This window comes from Streptomyces sp. NPDC001100, assembly GCF_053598575.1.
The window spans coordinates 377673-393079 of sequence record NZ_JBSFKO010000001.1 but is presented as its reverse complement, the minus strand read 5'-3'; the positions used below and the strand labels follow the sequence as shown (position 1 = coordinate 393079).

At 68.8% G+C, this 15407-nt stretch carries 10 protein-coding genes; 4 read left to right on the top strand and 6 right to left on the bottom strand.

The features are described from left to right. Positions 1 to 115: 115 nt before the first annotated feature. Positions 116 to 1651, top strand: a complete 1536-nt coding sequence (locus ACWDEW_RS01755) for an MFS transporter (protein ID WP_450508572.1) — start codon at positions 116 to 118, stop codon at positions 1649 to 1651. Between the two features lie 240 nt (positions 1652 to 1891). Further along, a complete protein-coding gene (locus tag ACWDEW_RS01750; RefSeq protein ID WP_450508752.1) occupies positions 1892 to 3718 on the top strand; it encodes an AMP-dependent synthetase/ligase in 1827 nt (608 codons plus the stop codon). A gap of 12 nt (positions 3719 to 3730) precedes the next feature. Here the strand turns inward: ACWDEW_RS01750 and ACWDEW_RS01745 are convergent, their stop codons facing one another. The 5 genes from ACWDEW_RS01745 to ACWDEW_RS01725 are packed head-to-tail and all read right to left on the bottom strand — an operon-like array spanning position 3731 to position 12396. Continuing rightward, the gene (locus ACWDEW_RS01745; protein ID WP_450508570.1) at positions 3731 to 5764 is read right to left on the bottom strand and encodes a PQQ-dependent sugar dehydrogenase; all 2034 of its coding nucleotides are present in this window, start codon (positions 5762 to 5764) and stop codon (positions 3731 to 3733) included. Further along, positions 5761 to 7131: a glycoside hydrolase family 27 protein gene (locus ACWDEW_RS01740; protein ID WP_450508568.1), complete on the bottom strand. Its 1371-nt coding sequence runs from the start codon at positions 7129 to 7131 to the stop codon at positions 5761 to 5763. Before ACWDEW_RS01740 ends, ACWDEW_RS01745 begins: the two co-directional genes overlap by 4 nt. Next, complete coding sequence (locus ACWDEW_RS01735) at positions 7128 to 10382, bottom strand: glycosyl hydrolase family 28 protein (RefSeq protein WP_450508566.1); 3255 nt, start codon at positions 10380 to 10382, stop codon at positions 7128 to 7130. Before ACWDEW_RS01735 ends, ACWDEW_RS01740 begins: the two co-directional genes overlap by 4 nt. A 48-nt stretch (positions 10383 to 10430) precedes the next feature. Beyond that, positions 10431 to 11216, bottom strand: coding sequence for a Tat pathway signal sequence domain protein (locus tag ACWDEW_RS01730; protein WP_450508564.1), 786 nt, complete (start codon positions 11214 to 11216; stop codon positions 10431 to 10433). 4 nt (positions 11217 to 11220) lie between these two features. Continuing rightward, positions 11221 to 12396 carry a glycoside hydrolase family 88/105 protein gene (locus ACWDEW_RS01725; RefSeq protein WP_450508562.1) on the bottom strand — a complete coding sequence of 392 codons (1176 nt, stop codon included), beginning with the start codon at positions 12394 to 12396 and terminating at the stop codon, positions 11221 to 11223. 511 nt (positions 12397 to 12907) lie between these two features. Between ACWDEW_RS01725 and ACWDEW_RS01720 the strand changes: the two genes are divergently transcribed. Then, positions 12908 to 13744 (top strand): aldo/keto reductase, encoded by an 837-nt coding sequence (locus ACWDEW_RS01720; RefSeq protein WP_450508560.1) that lies wholly within the window; start codon positions 12908 to 12910, stop codon positions 13742 to 13744. Between the two features lie 164 nt (positions 13745 to 13908). Continuing rightward, positions 13909 to 14601 carry a glycoside hydrolase family 75 protein gene (locus ACWDEW_RS01715; protein ID WP_450508558.1) on the top strand — a complete coding sequence of 231 codons (693 nt, stop codon included), beginning with the start codon at positions 13909 to 13911 and terminating at the stop codon, positions 14599 to 14601. A gap of 92 nt (positions 14602 to 14693) precedes the next feature. Here the strand turns inward: ACWDEW_RS01715 and ACWDEW_RS01710 are convergent, their stop codons facing one another. Further along, positions 14694 to 15398: an SDR family oxidoreductase gene (locus ACWDEW_RS01710; RefSeq protein ID WP_019073098.1), complete on the bottom strand. Its 705-nt coding sequence runs from the start codon at positions 15396 to 15398 to the stop codon at positions 14694 to 14696. Between the last annotated feature and the right edge of the window lie 9 nt (positions 15399 to 15407).

Sequence of the window (15407 nt, the reverse complement as noted above, 5' to 3'; positions counted from 1 at the left end):
CCAGCACGGCTGCTCCTGTCGGATTCCGGCGATGGGACGCCCCGTTCGGCGGCGATCGTCCGGGCGGGGCTCATCGTACGGAGAACCGCGTATCCGGGACAGGGGAGTTGAGGGCATGCGTACATGGGGGCCGCTGACGGCGGTGTGCCTGGGCACGTTCATGTTGTTGCTGGATGTGACGATCGTGGTGGTCGCACTGCCGGACGTGGCGCGGTCGTTGCACGCGTCGTTGAGTGATCTGCAGTGGGTGGTCGACGGGTACGCGCTGGCGTTGGCCGCGCTGCTGCTGGGGTTCGGGGCCGCCGCCGACGTTCTGGGGCGGCGGCGGGTGCATGTGGCGGGTCTGGTGGTGTTCGCCACGGCGTCGCTGCTGTGCGGGCTCGCGGGCGGTCCGGGCACGCTGGTGGCCGCGCGGGCCGTGCAGGGGGTGGGGGCGGCGGCGATGCTCGCGACCACGCTGCCGTTGCTCGGCTCGGTGTACCAGGGGCGGCGGCGGTCGGTGGCGCTCGGGGTGTGGGGCGCGGTCAGCGGCGGGGCCGCGGCGGTCGGACCGGTGCTGGGCGGGGTGCTGACCGAGGGGCCGGGCTGGCGGTGGATCTTCTTCGTGAACCTGCCGGTGAGCGTGGCCGCGGTGTGGCTGACGCTGCGGGTGGTGCCGGAGTCGCAGGGGCCGCGCGGGGTGGGGGTTCCCCCGCGCGGGCGAAGCCGAGCGTGGGGGAGCATCGACTGGCTGGGGACGGTCGCGTTCGCCGCCTTCGCGGGCGGGGTGACGTACGGGGTGGTGCGGGCCGGGGAGGACGGCTGGGGCGCGACGCCGACGCTCGTGTCCTTCGCGCTCGCATCCCTGGCGTTGCTTTGCTTCGTGCTGGTGGAGCGGCGGGTGGCGCATCCGCTGCTCGATCCGGCGCTGCTGCGGAAGCCCGCCTTCGTGGGGGTGATGGCGGGCGGGCTGGCCTTCAACGGGGTGGCGTTCGGCGGAACGCCGTATCTGTCGATCTGGCTGCAGACCGTGCTGGGGATGAGCCCGGTGCGCGGCGGGCTGACGCTGCTGCCGCTGACGGGCGCGGCGGTCGTGGTGTCGGTGCTCGCCGGGAAGCTGCTGCACGGGGTGCCGGCCCGGCTGACGATCGGCGGCGGGCTGCTGCTGATCGGCACGGGCTGCTTCTGCCAGGCCGTGCTGGGCGCCGGTTCGGACTGGACGGCGCTGGTGCCGGGGCTTGTTCTGGTGGGTGTCGGTACGGGGCTGGTGGCGCCGGGGCTCGCGGGTGCGGCGCTCGCTGCGGTGCCGGCGGAACGGGCGGGCATGGCGGGCGGTGCGGTGAACACCGTACGGCAGTTGGGGTACGCGCTCGGTGTCGCCGTGTCGGGGACCGTCCTCACGTCCCGGATGCGGGACACGCTCCCGCACGACGCGGCGCACACGCTGGCGGGCGGCGGGGCGGGGGCGTTGCGCGGGGCGTTCTCCGAGCACGTGCTGCGGGCCGCGTTCGCGTCGGGGCTCGACAGGGCGTTCGTGACGGCCGGTTTCGTCGGGACGGCGGCGGGCACGCTGGTCCTCGTGCTGGTCGGGGCCGGTCGCGCGGAGCGGGGCGGAGTGACGGAATCGGGCGCGCGGGCGCTGAGCGAGGAGGAGACGGCGTCGTCCGGGTGACGTCGCGCGGGCGGGACGGCGGGAGTGGCCGGGTCGTACAGATTCAGTGGAGATTACGGGGCCGAAACCTACGGAACCGTAAGGATTTCTGTCCGACCCTTCCCCTTGTGAGGGTATTTTCCGGCGCTGACCTGTGCGTACGTGAGGACTGCTCTGGTTCCGGCCCCCTCCCGCCCTTCCGCCCGGTGGGGTAGCTTTCACCGCGCTGTGGGGAGCGTCGACGAGAGCGGGGAGCGGGGTTTGCGCGAGTTCACCAACCCTCCGTTGGCGTTGGCGCCGCCGGTGGGCGGTCTGGCCGACGTCGTGTTCGAGCGTGCCCAGGAAGACCCCCTCCACGTGTCCCTCGGCCGCAAGGACGAGCAGGACCGGTGGCGGGACGTGACCGCCGCCGAGTTCCGCGACGAGGTCCTCGCCCTCGCCAAGGGGCTGCTGGCCCGGGGCATCCGCTTCGGCGACCGGGTCGCGATCATGTCCCGCACCCGCTACGAGTGGACGCTGTTCGACTTCGCGCTGTGGACGATCGGCGCCCAGGTCGTGCCGGTCTACCCCACCTCGTCGGCCGAGCAGTGCTTCTGGATGCTGCACGACGCGCAGGTCTCCGCGGCCATGGTCGAGCACGAGGACCACGCGATGACCATCGCCACCGTCATCGACCGCCTCCCCGCGCTGCACCAGCTGTGGCAGCTGGACACGGGCGCCGTGCAGGAGCTGTACGACGCCGGCGCGCACATCGAGGACGAGGTGGTGCACCGGCACCGCCAGGCCGTCACCCCGGACTCGACCGCGACGATCATCTACACCTCGGGCACCACGGGCAGACCCAAGGGCTGTGTCATCTCGCACGGCAACTTCATGTACGAGGCGGACACGGTCATCGACCGCTGGGAGTCCGTCTTCCACTCGAAGAAGGGCGACGAGGCGGCGACCCTGCTGTTCCTGCCGCTGGCGCACGTCTTCGGGCGGATGGTGGAGGTCGCGGCGATCCGCGGCGGGGTGCGTTTCGGCCACCAGCCGCAGCTCAACGCCGCCGCCCTGCTGCCCGACCTGGTCGCGTTCAGGCCGACGTTCATCCTGGCCGTGCCGTACATCTTCGAGAAGGTCTTCAACGCGGCCCGCCGCAAGGCCGAGAAGGACGGCAGGTCCGGGCCGTTCGAGAAGGCCGTCGAGGTCGCGGTGAAGTACGCGGACGCGGTCGAGGAGAAGGCCTGGGGCATCGGCCCGGGCCCCTCCGCCGGGCTGCGGATGCAGCACCAGCTCTTCGACAAACTCGTCTACTCCAAGGTGCGGGCCGCCATGGGCGGCCGGATCCGCAACGCCATGTCCGGCGGGTCGGCCATGGACCGGCGGCTCGGTCTCTTCTTCGCCGGGGCGGGCGTGCAGATCTACGAGGGCTACGGCCTCACCGAGTCGACGGCCGCCGCGACCGCCAACCCGCCCGAGCGCACCCGCTACGGCACGGTCGGCCAGGCGATCCCGGGTGTGACCGTGCACATCGCGGACGACGGCGAGATCTGGCTGAACGGCCCCAACGTCTTCCAGGGCTACCTGAACAACCAGAAGGCGACCGACGAGACCCTGCACGACGGCTGGCTCGCCACCGGTGACCTGGGCTCCCTCGACGAGGACGGCTACCTCACCATCACCGGGCGCAAGAAGGAGATCCTGGTGACCTCGGGGGGCAAGAGTGTCGCGCCGGGGCTGCTGGAGGAACGGGTGCGCGACCATCCGCTCGTCTCGCAGTGCATCGTCGTCGGCAACGACCGCCCCTACATCGCCGCCCTCGTCACCCTCGACCACGAGGCCGTCGAGCACTGGCTCACCATGCGGGGCAAACCCCGGATGACACCGGCCGAGCTGGTGCGGGACGCCGACCTGGAGACCGAGGTGCGGCGCGCGGTGGTGGCCGCCAACACCCTGGTCTCCCAGGCCGAGTCGATCCGCACCTTCCGGATTCTGGCCCAGCCCTTCACCGAGGAACACGGTCTGCTGACCCCGTCCCTGAAGCTGAAGCGCAAGGCCATCGAGAGCACCTACGCCAACGAGGTCGAGGCGCTGTACCGGGCCTGAACTCCCTTTCTCCTAACCGATGTTGACGCGGAAGAGCTTGTCGGAACCGGCCGGCTGGTTGCCGTTGTTGTCGCAGTTGGTGGTCGACAGCCACAGCTGGTCGGCGCCGGGGACCTTGGTGACCGTGCGCAGGCGGCCGTAGGTTCCGACGTAGTACGCCGTCGGGGTGCCGACGTTCTCGGTGTCGCCGTTGATCGGGATGCGCCACAGGCGTTCGCCGCGCAGGGACGCCATGTAGACGACGTTGCGGACGATCGCGATCCCGCTGGGGGACGCCTCGTTGACGTTCCAGGTGGCCTTCGGGTTGGTCATGCCGGCGACGCTGCACGTCCCTTCGCAGGTGGGCCAGCCGTAGTTCGCACCCGGCTTGATGAGGTTGAGTTCGTCCTTGGAGCTGTTGCCGAACTCCGCTTCCCACAGGCGGCCGTTGCGGTCGAAGGCGAGGCCCTGCGGGTTGCGGTGGCCATAGGAGTAGACGTAGTTGCCGAACGGGTTGCCGGGGGCCGGTTTTCCGTCCGTCGTCATGCGCAGGATCTTGCCGTTGAGGGAGGTCTTGTCCTGGGCGAGGTCGGGGGTCTGGGCCTCGCCGGTGGAGACGTAGAGGTAGCCGTCGGGGCCGAAGGCGAGGCGGCCGCCGTTGTGGTAGCGATTCTTCTTGATGCCCTGGAGGAGGACGGTGTAGTCGGTGAGGGTGGTGCCGTTGTACGTCATACGGACGACGCGGTTGCCCTCGGACGCGGTGTGCATGAAGTAGACGTAGTGGTTGGTGGCCCACTTCGGGTCGACGGCGACGCCGAGGAGGCCGCCCTCTCCGTTGGTGGTGACCGCGTTCGGCACCGTGCCGACCTGGGTCCGGGTGCCGTCCTTGGCCGTCTTCCAGACCCGGAAGTCGTCCCGCTCGGTGACGAGGGCGCTCTGGCCGTCGGGCATCCAGTACGTGCCCCACGGGATGGTCCAGCCGGTGGAGAGTGTCGCGATGGAGGAGGGGACACCGCCGTCGCCCGCGCAGGCCTTGGTGGTGAAGGTGACCGTGTTGCTCGGCGCGGAGAGGTTGCCGGCCGCGTCCCGGGCGACGACGTTCAGCGTGTACGGGCTGTCGCAGGCGAGGCCGGTGAGGGTGGTGGAGGTGCCGGTGGTGACCGTCTTGTAGACGGTGTCCCCGCTGCGGATGTCGTATGCGACAACCGATCGGTCGTCGGTGGAGGCGCCCCAGGCGAGGTCGACCGTATTCGATGTGATGTCGGCGGTCGACAAAGTACCGGGCGCGGTGGGCGGGGTGGTGTCGGAGCTGGGTTTCGTCGTGCAGTCGACGACCGGGCTGGCGGGCGAGGTGTTCCCAGCCGCGTCCCGGGCGATGACGGTGAGGTCGTAGGTGGTGTTCGGGGCGAGCCCGGTGAGGGCCTTGCTGGTCGAACTGCCGGGCGCCTCACCGATCTTGTTGCCGTGCTCGTAGAGGTCGTACGCCGTGACGCCGACGTTGTCGGTCGAGGCGCCCCAGGCAAGGGTGAGGCCGTCCTCGCCGATGTCCGAGCAACTCGGCTGACCGGGGCGGGTCGGGGCCTGCGCGTCGGTCGCGGAGCCCACACCGATCCGGTCGAGGTTGGGGCCGCCGTTCGCGGTGGTCGCGGTCGCCCTGATCTTGTCGGTGCCGGCCGTCAGCGGGACGTTCACGGTCTTCGTCGCCCAGGTGTTCCAGTCGGCGGTGGCCGGGAAGGAGACGGCGGGCGCGACGACCGTACCGTTGACGGAGATGTCCAACGGGCGGTCGACCGTGGTGCCGTTGGCGTAGCGCAGGGCGACCGACGCGGTGCCGGTGGCGGCGGCGCTCACCGTGAACTCCACATAGGAACCGGTGACGTTGGTGTAGTCGACGAAGCCTGTGCCCGTGTAGCCGGTGTGGTTGGTGGCCACGGTGCCCTGGACGACGGTGGCGTCCTCGGCCTGGTAGTCGGTGGTCGCCGCGTGCGCGGTGGCGCCGGTGAGACCCGCGAGCGGCACGGCGAGGGCCAGGGAGAGGCCCCACGCCAGGATTCTGTCGCGTTTCATGACTGTCCCCTCAGTCCGTCGTCGATCGGGTTCACCCGGATCAGCCGGGTCTCGCCCGGTCGTAGCGTCGCGCTGTACGAGTCCGCGATCGTGCCCTTGTGGGAGCCGGACCAGAGGTCGGTGACGTCACCGGAGCCGGTGAAGCCGACCTGCGACCAGTTCACGGAGACCGTGGCGCTGCCGGACGTACCGGTGTTGAACAGCGCGACCACGTAGGCGCCGTCGCTCTCGCGCTTGCTCCAGACCTGCTTCGCACCGCTGTTCACCACGCGTTTCGCGGCGACGCCGTCCTGGTCGACACCGATGAGTCGGTCGTTGGTGAGCATCGCCTTGTCGACGGTGTCGAGGTGGGTGAGGTCGGTGCCGAGCAGCAGGGGCGAGCCCGCCATCGCCCACAGGGTGAAGTGCGAGCGCCGCTGGTCGGCCGTCAGACCCACCTGGTCGCCGTTGCCGACCTCCAGCGAGTCCAGGTCGTTCCAGCCGCCCGGCCCCGCGTACGGCTGCCAGGACGCGGCGGTGTTGAAGCGCGCCGAGACGTGCGACCAGTCGGTGAGCGGATAGCCGCTGCCGTTTGCGCCGGGGCCGCAGTAGCACTCGACGTCGCCCTGGGTGCGCCAACTGTTGGCGTACTGACGCCAGGTGGCGGCGTCCGCGATCGGAAGGTTGTTGGAGAGCGCGAAGTTGATGGGACGGCCCGTCGCGCGCAGGGCCTTGTCCCAGGCCTGGACGTCGGGGATGTCGGCGCTGCCCACGCCGTCGATCTTCAGGTAGTCGACGCCCCAGGAAGCGAACTGCTTCGCCCACGAGTTCACGAACTCCTGCGCGCCCGGCTTCCCGTAGTCGATGTAGTACATGTTCTTGCAGTTGTAGTTCTTCTCGGTCCTGGTCGTGTCCGCGATGTCCTTCGCGTGATACGGCGTGCCCTCGATCGGCGTGTTCGCGGTGACCGCGTTCTTGGCGATGCCCGGGGTGACGTAGAAGCCGAACTTCAGTCCCTTGGAGTGGATGTAGTCGGCCAACGCCTTGATCCCGGAGGGGAACTTGGCCGTATCGACGGCCCAGCGGCCGTAGGAGTCGACGGTGAAGCCGTTGGAGTCGCACTTCTGCCAGAAGTCGTCGAGGTTGACGTAGACGAAGCCGTGGTTGTCGAGTCCGCTCGCCACCAGGGCGTCGGCCTGGGCCTTGATCTTCGCCTCGGTGGGGGTGCGGCGGACGTAGCTCCAGCTGCTCCAGCCCATGGCCGGCCGGGTGGACTGGCCGTTGTCGGAGGCCGCGGCCGAGGTCGGGCCGCTCAGGAGAGGAAGCGCGGAGGCGGCCAGCAGTCCGGCGAGCGCCGCCACGAACGGTCTGGGTCCGATGTGTGTCATGACGATCCCCCGGGGGTCGCGTAGGACGTGCCGATCCAGGCCTCGTCGATCCGCAGCCGCTTGTAGCGGGTGGTGTCGGTCGACGCGGCCCAGGTGGAGTCGACTTCGACGCGGACGTAGCGGGCGTTGGCCGCGGTGAGGTCGATGCCCTGGATTCCGCGCCGACTTGGCAGCTCGCCGGTCTTGACGGCGCTCCCCCAGTTGGTGCCGTCGTCGCTGAGAAACACCTTGTACGCCCTGATCCGTGCCGACTGCTCGGTGTCGGAGCGGGCGTAGGCCACGGAGTCCTCGCGCTGGTTGAGCCCGATGTACTGCACCTTCTTCGAACTGCCCAGGTCGAAGGTGAGGTTGACGGGCAGGGTCTTGCCGTTGTCCCAGTAGGTGAGGTAATTCCCGTCCCCCGCGGCCGATCCCGCGTGGCCGCTCGCCGAGGCGCTCGCGCTCACGGTGACGCCGGACAGGATGCCCTGGCGGCCGGCGGTGGTGACCTTGAAGACGGTGTCGTAGGGGTCCCAGCCGCCGAGGCCGCCGAGGGTGAGCACTCCGCCGGACTGGGACCACGAAATCGCCGCTCCGGTACGGAGGTTGGTGACGGAGGCGATGCGGTAGCCGTTGTCGCGGATGCGCAGGGTGCTGGTGGTGGGCGGGGTCAGGACGTGGATGTACTGGAGGTCGGGGTCGGTCCGGCTGATCGTGGTGACGCCGTGGGCGCCGTCGTTCCAGAAGCCGGGTTTGAGGCCGCCGTACATGTAGCCGCCGCCCTCGGTGCCGTGCAGGGATTCCCAGATCGGGTCGAGGTAGGAGTTCGCGAAGTTGTTGAAGGCGGCCTGGTTGGCTGGGAACTTGCCGTTGACCTGGGCGGTTTCCGCCATCAGCGCCTTCACCGAGGAGCCCGTGTTGGTGACGAGGCGGCCGAGGGTGAGCATCCGGTCGACGGACGGGTCGGAGCCGTCGTACCACCAGGCGCCGGTCGACGGGAGCTTGAAGTCGGCTTCCGTCAGGCGGGGTTGTGCGGTGTACACAGCCTGCGGGTAGTCGTATGCGGGCGACATTCCCGTCTTCTGCTCATTGCTGATCATGTCCATGACCGGCGTGTCTTCGTTGTTGTTGCTGAGCGTGTAGTCGGGGCGCTTCTGGTAGATCTGCTGGTAGAGGTCGTGGCTCTCCCAGTACGCGTTGTCGTTGTCGATCCAGAAACCGCCGAGGTCGGGATAGCGGTCCATGACCTCGAAGAAGTTGTCGTAGCTGAACTGCCCGAAGCCGTCGCGGGTGGTCAGGTCGACGTTCTTGCCCTTGTAGGCGGAGTAGGCGGCCGAGTCGAGCCACTCGTGGCCGCCGTCGGCGTGCCACTGCGGGTCGTCGGTCATGTAGAGGACGACCTTCATGCCCTTGGCCTTCGCGGCGGTGATCAGCTCGCCGAGGAAGTCCCGCTTGGTGGAGCAGGATCCGGGGATCTTCGACGGCCAGGGGCGGGCGTAGCCGAGGCGGCTGTGGAACGTAGCCAGTACGAGGTATTGCGTATGCAGTTTCCGGGCCTCGTTGATCCAGTAGTCCGGGGTCCAGCCGCCGCCCGTGACGTCGTTCTCCCAGGCGGTGCAACTGGTGTGGGCGGGCGCGGTGCGCAGGCCCCAGTGCAGGAAGAGGCCGCCGACGGAGCCGCGGAGGAAGTCCTGGCGGGGGTTCTCCAGGTCGAGCGGGCGGGCGGCGGCACCGGGCGGGCGGGTGCGCGTGGCCGCGCCGACCGCGCTGGTCGCGCAGTTCTCGGTGGAGCCGGTGCTGGAGACGCGTGGTGCGCCGGCGCCGCTGACGCAGTAGCCGGTCACGTCCTGGAAGCCCAGGTCGTAGGGCGAGTCGGTGCCCCGCTGTGCGGTGAAGCCGGTGAAGCGGATGCCGCTCGCCGCGTTGGCGATGACGGCGGGCCGGCCGTCGTTCGCGGCGAACTTCACGGAGCTGTCGGTGAATTGGACGTTGTCGGCGTTGTGCAGATACCAGCCGTAGGACGGCCGGGTGCCGATGGCCTTCGGGTTGTAGTCCTTGGGGTCGTTGCCCGGTACGCCGGTGGACATGGTGCCGTTGCCGCCCGGGACGGTGATGTCGACGTTCGTGAAGGTGATCCCGCTGATCCGGTGGCCGGCCTCGCCCCACAGGGTCGGGCTGAAGGAGGGGCTGTTGCCGGTGGCCGTGATGTTGTCGTAGGTGACGTCGCTGATCGAACCGACGCCAGGACTGTTGCCGCAGCGCTTCCGTGTGCCGATCTTCTCCATGATCGGTGAGTGGACCCCGGTCATGGTGATGTCGCGGTAGTGGACGTCTGAGATCTTCGCGCCGTCCATGGAGACCATGCCGAGGCCGGACTTGTCGGCGCCCTCGATCCGGATCTTCTGGAACTGGTAGTCCGAGAAGTCGCCGCAGGTCTCGGAGCCGAACATCAGCGCGTTGCAGCACTTGGCCGACAGATACGAATCGCTCACCCGCACATGGCCGTTGGGGAGTTTGGCGCCGAGCGCGTAGTCGCTCTTGAAGACGAGGGCGTCGTCGTTCGCCTTGATGCTGGCGTTGGTGACGGTGACGTTCGTCGTGGAGATGATGTTCCAGCCGTCGCGGTCGCTCGCGGTGTCGATGGTCAGCCGGTCCGAGGTGACGTTCGTGCAGCCGTTGATGAGCGCGGCGAAGTGGCCGCCCCGGCGCAGGGTGAGGCCGTCGCCGATCCGGAGTCCGTCGCAGCGTGTCAGCGACAGGATCTTGTCGGCCTCGCCGGACTTGGGGTTACCGGTGATCAGGTTGCCGAGCCCGTCGATGACCCCGCCGCCGACGAAGCCGATGTTCGTGAGCCGGTCGCCGTAGATCATCGCGTTGTGGAAGTGGCTGTGCCCGTAGTCCTGGTACTGGTCGTTCGGGTTGGCCTCGGGGGCGTCGTAGGTGTCGGCGGACGAGCCCTGGATCGTGGCGCCGGTGTCGACCTGGAGCGTCACGTTGCTCTTCATGTGGATGGTGTTCTTGGACTTGTAGGTACCGGCGGGGAACCGGACCGTGCCGCCGCCGGCCGAATTGGCCGCCGTGATGGCCTTGTTGACGGCGGGGGTGTCGTTGGCGGAGCCGTCGCCCTTGGCGCCGTAGTCGCGGACGTCGTAGACGGCGGCGGAACGACTCGGTGTCGTGGAAGGTGCCGCCGCGAGGGCCGAGGGGTGGGCGAGGCCGAGGACGACGGCGAACGCGAAGAACACGCTCGCCGCCCAACTCCGTCTGTACATGGGTGGTTTCATGCGGGACTTCGTGGGGGGTTTCACGGAACGGGCTCCTCACACGAGTTGGTAGCCGCGGAGATCGGTGAGCAGGAGGTAGGTGTCCTGCAGGGACCCGGAGGTGTCGCCGAGGGAGCGGTAGATGCCCCACTTGGGGCGGACCCGGTCGGCGAGGAAGGTGTCGACTCCGGTCCTCGACTCGTCGATCACGGTCGTGGAGCCGGACTTGAGGATCCAGCGGACCGAACCGGCCGTGCCGTTGCCGACCTTGAGCTGGAAGTCGACGTCGGTCCAGCGGTCGTGCAGCGGATCGAGGCCGGTACGGCCGACGAGGACACCGGCGATCGGCAGGTTCAGCTCGATGGTCTGCACACCGTTCACGCGCCGCAGGGACTGGACGACGATCGGCGAGGTGCCGTTGCCGGGCTGCTTCATCTGCATGATGTGCGTGAAGGTCGTGGTCGCCTTCAGGGAGCTGGGGATGTACATGGAATACGTGATCCGCCAGGTCTGCCCCTGGGTCCACTTGAAGTAGCTGCTGCTGCCGGTGCGCAGCCCGGTGACCTCTTGCCGCTGGCGGTCCGTCGACGTGTCGCGGTCGACCGTATGCATGTTGAAGCGCCAGTTGTTCCCGGTGGCGTAGATGTGCGGGTGCCCGGCCGGGTGCGAGTCGGCGCGGTCGTCCTCGACGGTCTCGAAGGCGCCGAGGCCGTCGCCGCTCGCGGTCGGCGCCCACTTCTGCTGCCAGGAGGCGGCTGTCGCGGGGGCGGCGGACAGGCCGACCGCCGCGCCGGCGACTCCGCCGAGGGCGGTTCCGAGAACCGCCCTTCTGGACGTGCTCATGACACTAATCACCTCGCAGTTGTTCGTTCATGATCAAAAAGGCGCCCAGGCCGTGGAAGTCGTTGGTGGCCCGGGTGCGGCCGACGTAGTAGGCGTAGTCGCCGACGTTGGTGCCGACGGAGATGTCCGAGAGTTCGGTGCGGCCGTCGGTGCCGACCGAGAGGCGCGCGAGGACGCCCTCGTAGCCGCGCCGGGCGACGTCGGCGAAGTGCCGGTCGAGATAGCCCTGTTGGGCACCGCGCGAGAGGGCGTACGTGAACATGCTGGAACAGGACGTCTCGGTCCAGTTGTCGCTGCGGGCGCCCTTGTCCACGACCTGGAACCAGCGGCCGGTCGCCGGGTCCTGGTACTTCTCGAGTCCGGCCGCCAACCGGCGGAAGATGGCGAGGAGTTGGGGCCGCCGCGGATGGTCGGCGGGGAGTGCGTCGAGGACATTGGTGATCGCCATCGCGTACCAGCCGACCGCGCGGCACCAGTGCTCCGGCGCGAGTCCGGTCGCGGGGTCGGCCCAGCTCGCGGTGCGCGACTCGTCGTAGGCGTGCTTCAACAGGCCGTTCGCGACCTGGAGATGGCTGCCGTAGACGTAGAGCTGTTTGGAGGCCTCGTCGTTCGTGTAGGCGCTGTCGCCGAACTCCTTGCCGTACTCGACGAGGAACGGGTTCACCATGTAGACGCCGTCCGCCCAGAGTTGATGGGCGCGGCTGCTGCTGTCGGCGTGCCAGAAGCCGCCGTCGCTCGTGCGCGGGTAGGTGTCGAGGCGGTCGCGGATCTTCTTGGCGGCCTTGCGGTAGCGGTCCTGGCCGGTCTCGTGGTGCAGGATCACCAGGAGGCGGCCGGCCTGCATGCTGTCGAGGCTGTTGAAGGACTGGTCGATCGAGCCGTCGCTCTTCACGAAACGGTCGACGTAGTTCTTGATGTAGGTCAGGTAGCGGGCGTCGTGGGTGCGCTCGTACGTGAGGTACTGGCCGTAGAGGTAGAGACCGACCGGGTAGGACCAGCCGCCGATGGTGCTCGGCGTGTAGCGGGCCGTTGTGGAGTCGACGACGGCCGCGGACCAGTCGGGCGCGGTGGCCGGGCGGCTCGCCGCCACCGCCGTTTCGAGCGGCGGGGCCGCTCCGGTCAGGGTGGCGGTGGCGAGGGCTGCCGCGGTCAGGGCCGCTCGCAGTCGTCGGCGTCTCATGATCCTCCCTTTCCTGGGCTGTTGACCAACTGATCTGTTCGTGGTCTATTGACCGACTGATCAGTCGGTTCGAGCGAAGAGACACCCGCCCGCCGTCGCCGGTCCGCGTGCCGTGCGCGGCCGTGGTCGGCGATGCCTTCACCACACCTTTTCATCCGATGTTTCCTGCATACGGCGCGCTGTCTACAGAAACCTGGGCAGTGGGCTACTGGCGTGCACATACCTGCTCTCCTGAGGACTGGGGGGTCTCGGAGTCCCGAAAAGGCGCCAGCGTTCACATGTACATATCACGTTCACGGACACGTCCGGCGGCGTGTTTCAGGGTTGCGGCACGACGGTCCGCGGTCAATGGTCCGGACCGAAAAAGGTCGGATGCATTTCTCGCCAATCTTCGGCCGAGCGTACCGATCCACCGGTGGGTCCGGACGGATTTCGCGGTCAGGAATGCACCACGGCCCGTGATCGTTGACGATGGGGAGTACCCACCCGACGACTGAAGGATCGAGAGCTCGTGAGCAGCAAGGTCCCCCCGATCATCCTCAACAACGGTGTCGAGATGCCCCAGCTGGGCTTCGGCGTCTGGCAGGTGCCGGACGACGAGGCGGAGCGGGCGGTGGCCACGGCACTGGAGACCGGGTACCGCAGCATCGACACGGCTGCGATCTACGGCAACGAAGAGGGCACCGGAAAGGCCATCGCCTCCTCCGGCGTCCCGCGCGAGGAGCTCTTCGTCACCACCAAGCTCTGGAACACCGACCAGGGGTACGACGCGACCCTGCGCGCCTTCGACGTGTCGCTGGAGAAGCTCGGCCTGGAGTACCTGGATCTGTATCTGATCCACTGGCCCACCCCGGCCCGGGACAAGTACGTCGACAGCTACAAGGCGTTCGAGAAGCTGCACGCGGACGGCCGGGTGCGCGCCATCGGCGTCTCCAACTTCGAACCCGACCACCTGGAGCGGCTGATCGCCGAGACCTCGGTCATCCCGGCGGTCGACCAGATCGAGCTGCACCCGCAGCTCCAGCAGCGGGCCGGGCGCGAGTACCACGCGGAGCAGGGCATCGCGACCGAGGCCTGGTCGCCGCTCGGCTCGGGCCGCGGTCTGCTGGAGGTCCCGGCGATCGTCGCCATCGCGCAGAAGCACGGCCGCACCCCGGCCCAGATCGTGCTGCGCTGGCACATCCAGCTCGGCAACGTGGTGATCCCCAAGTCCGTGACGCCGTCGCGGATCAAGGAGAACATCCAGGTCTTCGACTTCAGCCTGGACACCGAGGACCTCGCGGCGATCAGCGCGCTCAACGAGGACCGGCGCCTGGGTCCCGACCCGTCGACGTTCAACGCGGCCTGATTCCAAGGCAGTTCGAGCGCCCCGGAGCCTGCGGCTTCCGGGGCGCATCGTTTTTCCGTCGCGGCCCACTTGGTTCGTACCAGGGTCTTGACGCGAGCACGCCTATGGGGCCACCTTGTTGCGCACCCGGTAAGGAAACTTTCCTAACAGAAGGGTCCCCCACAGTGCGCATCCGAACACTGACCCTCGCCGCGGCCTCAGGCGCCGCCCTGCTCGCCGCCGGAGTGCTCCCCGCGAGCGCCTCCGGCGCCACCCCCAAGTCCGCCCAGGAGGGCACGGTCAGCGCGGCCGACCTGCTCTCCAAGGTGACGTCCTGCTCGCAGATATCTAACGGCAAGTACCGCACCGACGACGAGACCTCGGCCACCATCCCGGTCTGCGGCAAGAACGGCGCCGTGTTCTGGAAGGCCGACATGGACATCGACTGCGACGGCCAGCGCACCGCCAACTGCAACGAGAACGCCGACCCCTGGTACCAGGACGACACCGCGTTCCACCAGTCCAACGGCAAGCCCCTGAAGGCGGATTCGCTGCCCTACATCGTGGTGCCCAGCTCCAGCAGCATCTGGAAGTACTCCAGCTACGGCATCAAGGGCGGCGGTGTGGTCGCCGTGATCTACAACAACAAGGTCGAGTACGCCGTCGTCGGCGACACCGGCCCCACCAACATCATCGGCGAGGCTTCCTACGCCACCGCCAAGGCCCTCGGCATCGACCCCGACCCGGCGACCGGCGGCGCCGACTCCGGCGTCACGTACATCCTGTTCAAGAACTCGACGGTCTCCCCCATCGAGAGCCACAGCGCGGCGGTCTCGCTCGGCGACCAGCTGGCGAAGCAGTTCCTGCAGAACAACTAGCGTGCGGCTCGCGCCCGTTGCCGCAAGGCCCGTTGCCGCGATGGTCGGTCTCGGCAACGGGCCCTGCTCGTGGGCGGGTTGCCGCCGTTACGTCAGTTGGGCTGTCCGATCGGCCGTACGACGACGGTGTTGATGTCGACGCCGGCGGGCTGGCGGATCGCCCACAGGATCGTGTCGGCGATGTGGTCGGCGGTCAGCAGACGGCCGGGCGGCGGGCTGCCGTTGCCGTCCCAGAACGGGGTCTCCACCCGGCCCGGGGCGATCAGCGTCACCCCGATGCCGAACTCCGTGACCTCGCGCCGGGTGTTCTCGGCGAGACCCGTCATCGCCCACTTGGTGGCACCGTAGATGTTGCCGGGCGTGTGCACGAACCCGGCGACGCTGCCGATCAGCACGATCCGGCCGTGCGTCTGCTTCAGCGCGTCGACGGACGCCCGGATCAGGAGGGCGGGCCCGAGAACGTTGGTCAGCACCATCTCGGTCCACCCCGCCGGGTCGCCCTCGGCGACCGAATCGTGCGTGGCGACACCGGCGTTGGCGACGACCGCGTCGAGCCGCCCGAACTGTTTCAGCGTCGTCTCCACGGCGGCCTGCACCTGGTCGTACTCGGAGGCGCTGCCGGGAATCGTCAACAGGCCGGCGGGGTGTCCCAGTTGACCGGCGAAGGCATGCAGCCGCTGCTCGCTGCGGCCGGTGACGGCCACCCGGCCGCCCGCGCTGAGGAGTTGTCTCGCGACGGCCGCGCCGATCCCGCTGCCGCCGCCGGTTATGAGCGCGACGTGAGAGTTGTCGTTCATGGTGATGAG

What these genes read in the sequence shown, in the direction of transcription:
- ACWDEW_RS01755 (WP_450508572.1), top strand. Translation starts at nt 116, where the DNA reads ATGCGTACATGGGGGCCGCTGACGGCGGTGTGCCTGGGCACGTTCATG.
- ACWDEW_RS01745 (WP_450508570.1), bottom strand. Translation starts at nt 5,764, where the DNA reads ATGAAACGCGACAGAATCCTGGCGTGGGGCCTCTCCCTGGCCCTCGCC.
- ACWDEW_RS01740 (WP_450508568.1), bottom strand. Translation starts at nt 7,131, where the DNA reads ATGACACACATCGGACCCAGACCGTTCGTGGCGGCGCTCGCCGGACTG.
- ACWDEW_RS01735 (WP_450508566.1), bottom strand. Translation starts at nt 10,382, where the DNA reads ATGTACAGACGGAGTTGGGCGGCGAGCGTGTTCTTCGCGTTCGCCGTC.
- ACWDEW_RS01730 (WP_450508564.1), bottom strand. Translation starts at nt 11,216, where the DNA reads ATGAGCACGTCCAGAAGGGCGGTTCTCGGAACCGCCCTCGGCGGAGTC.
- ACWDEW_RS01725 (WP_450508562.1), bottom strand. Translation starts at nt 12,396, where the DNA reads ATGAGACGCCGACGACTGCGAGCGGCCCTGACCGCGGCAGCCCTCGCC.
- ACWDEW_RS01710 (WP_019073098.1), bottom strand. Translation starts at nt 15,398, where the DNA reads ATGAACGACAACTCTCACGTCGCGCTCATAACCGGCGGCGGCAGCGGG.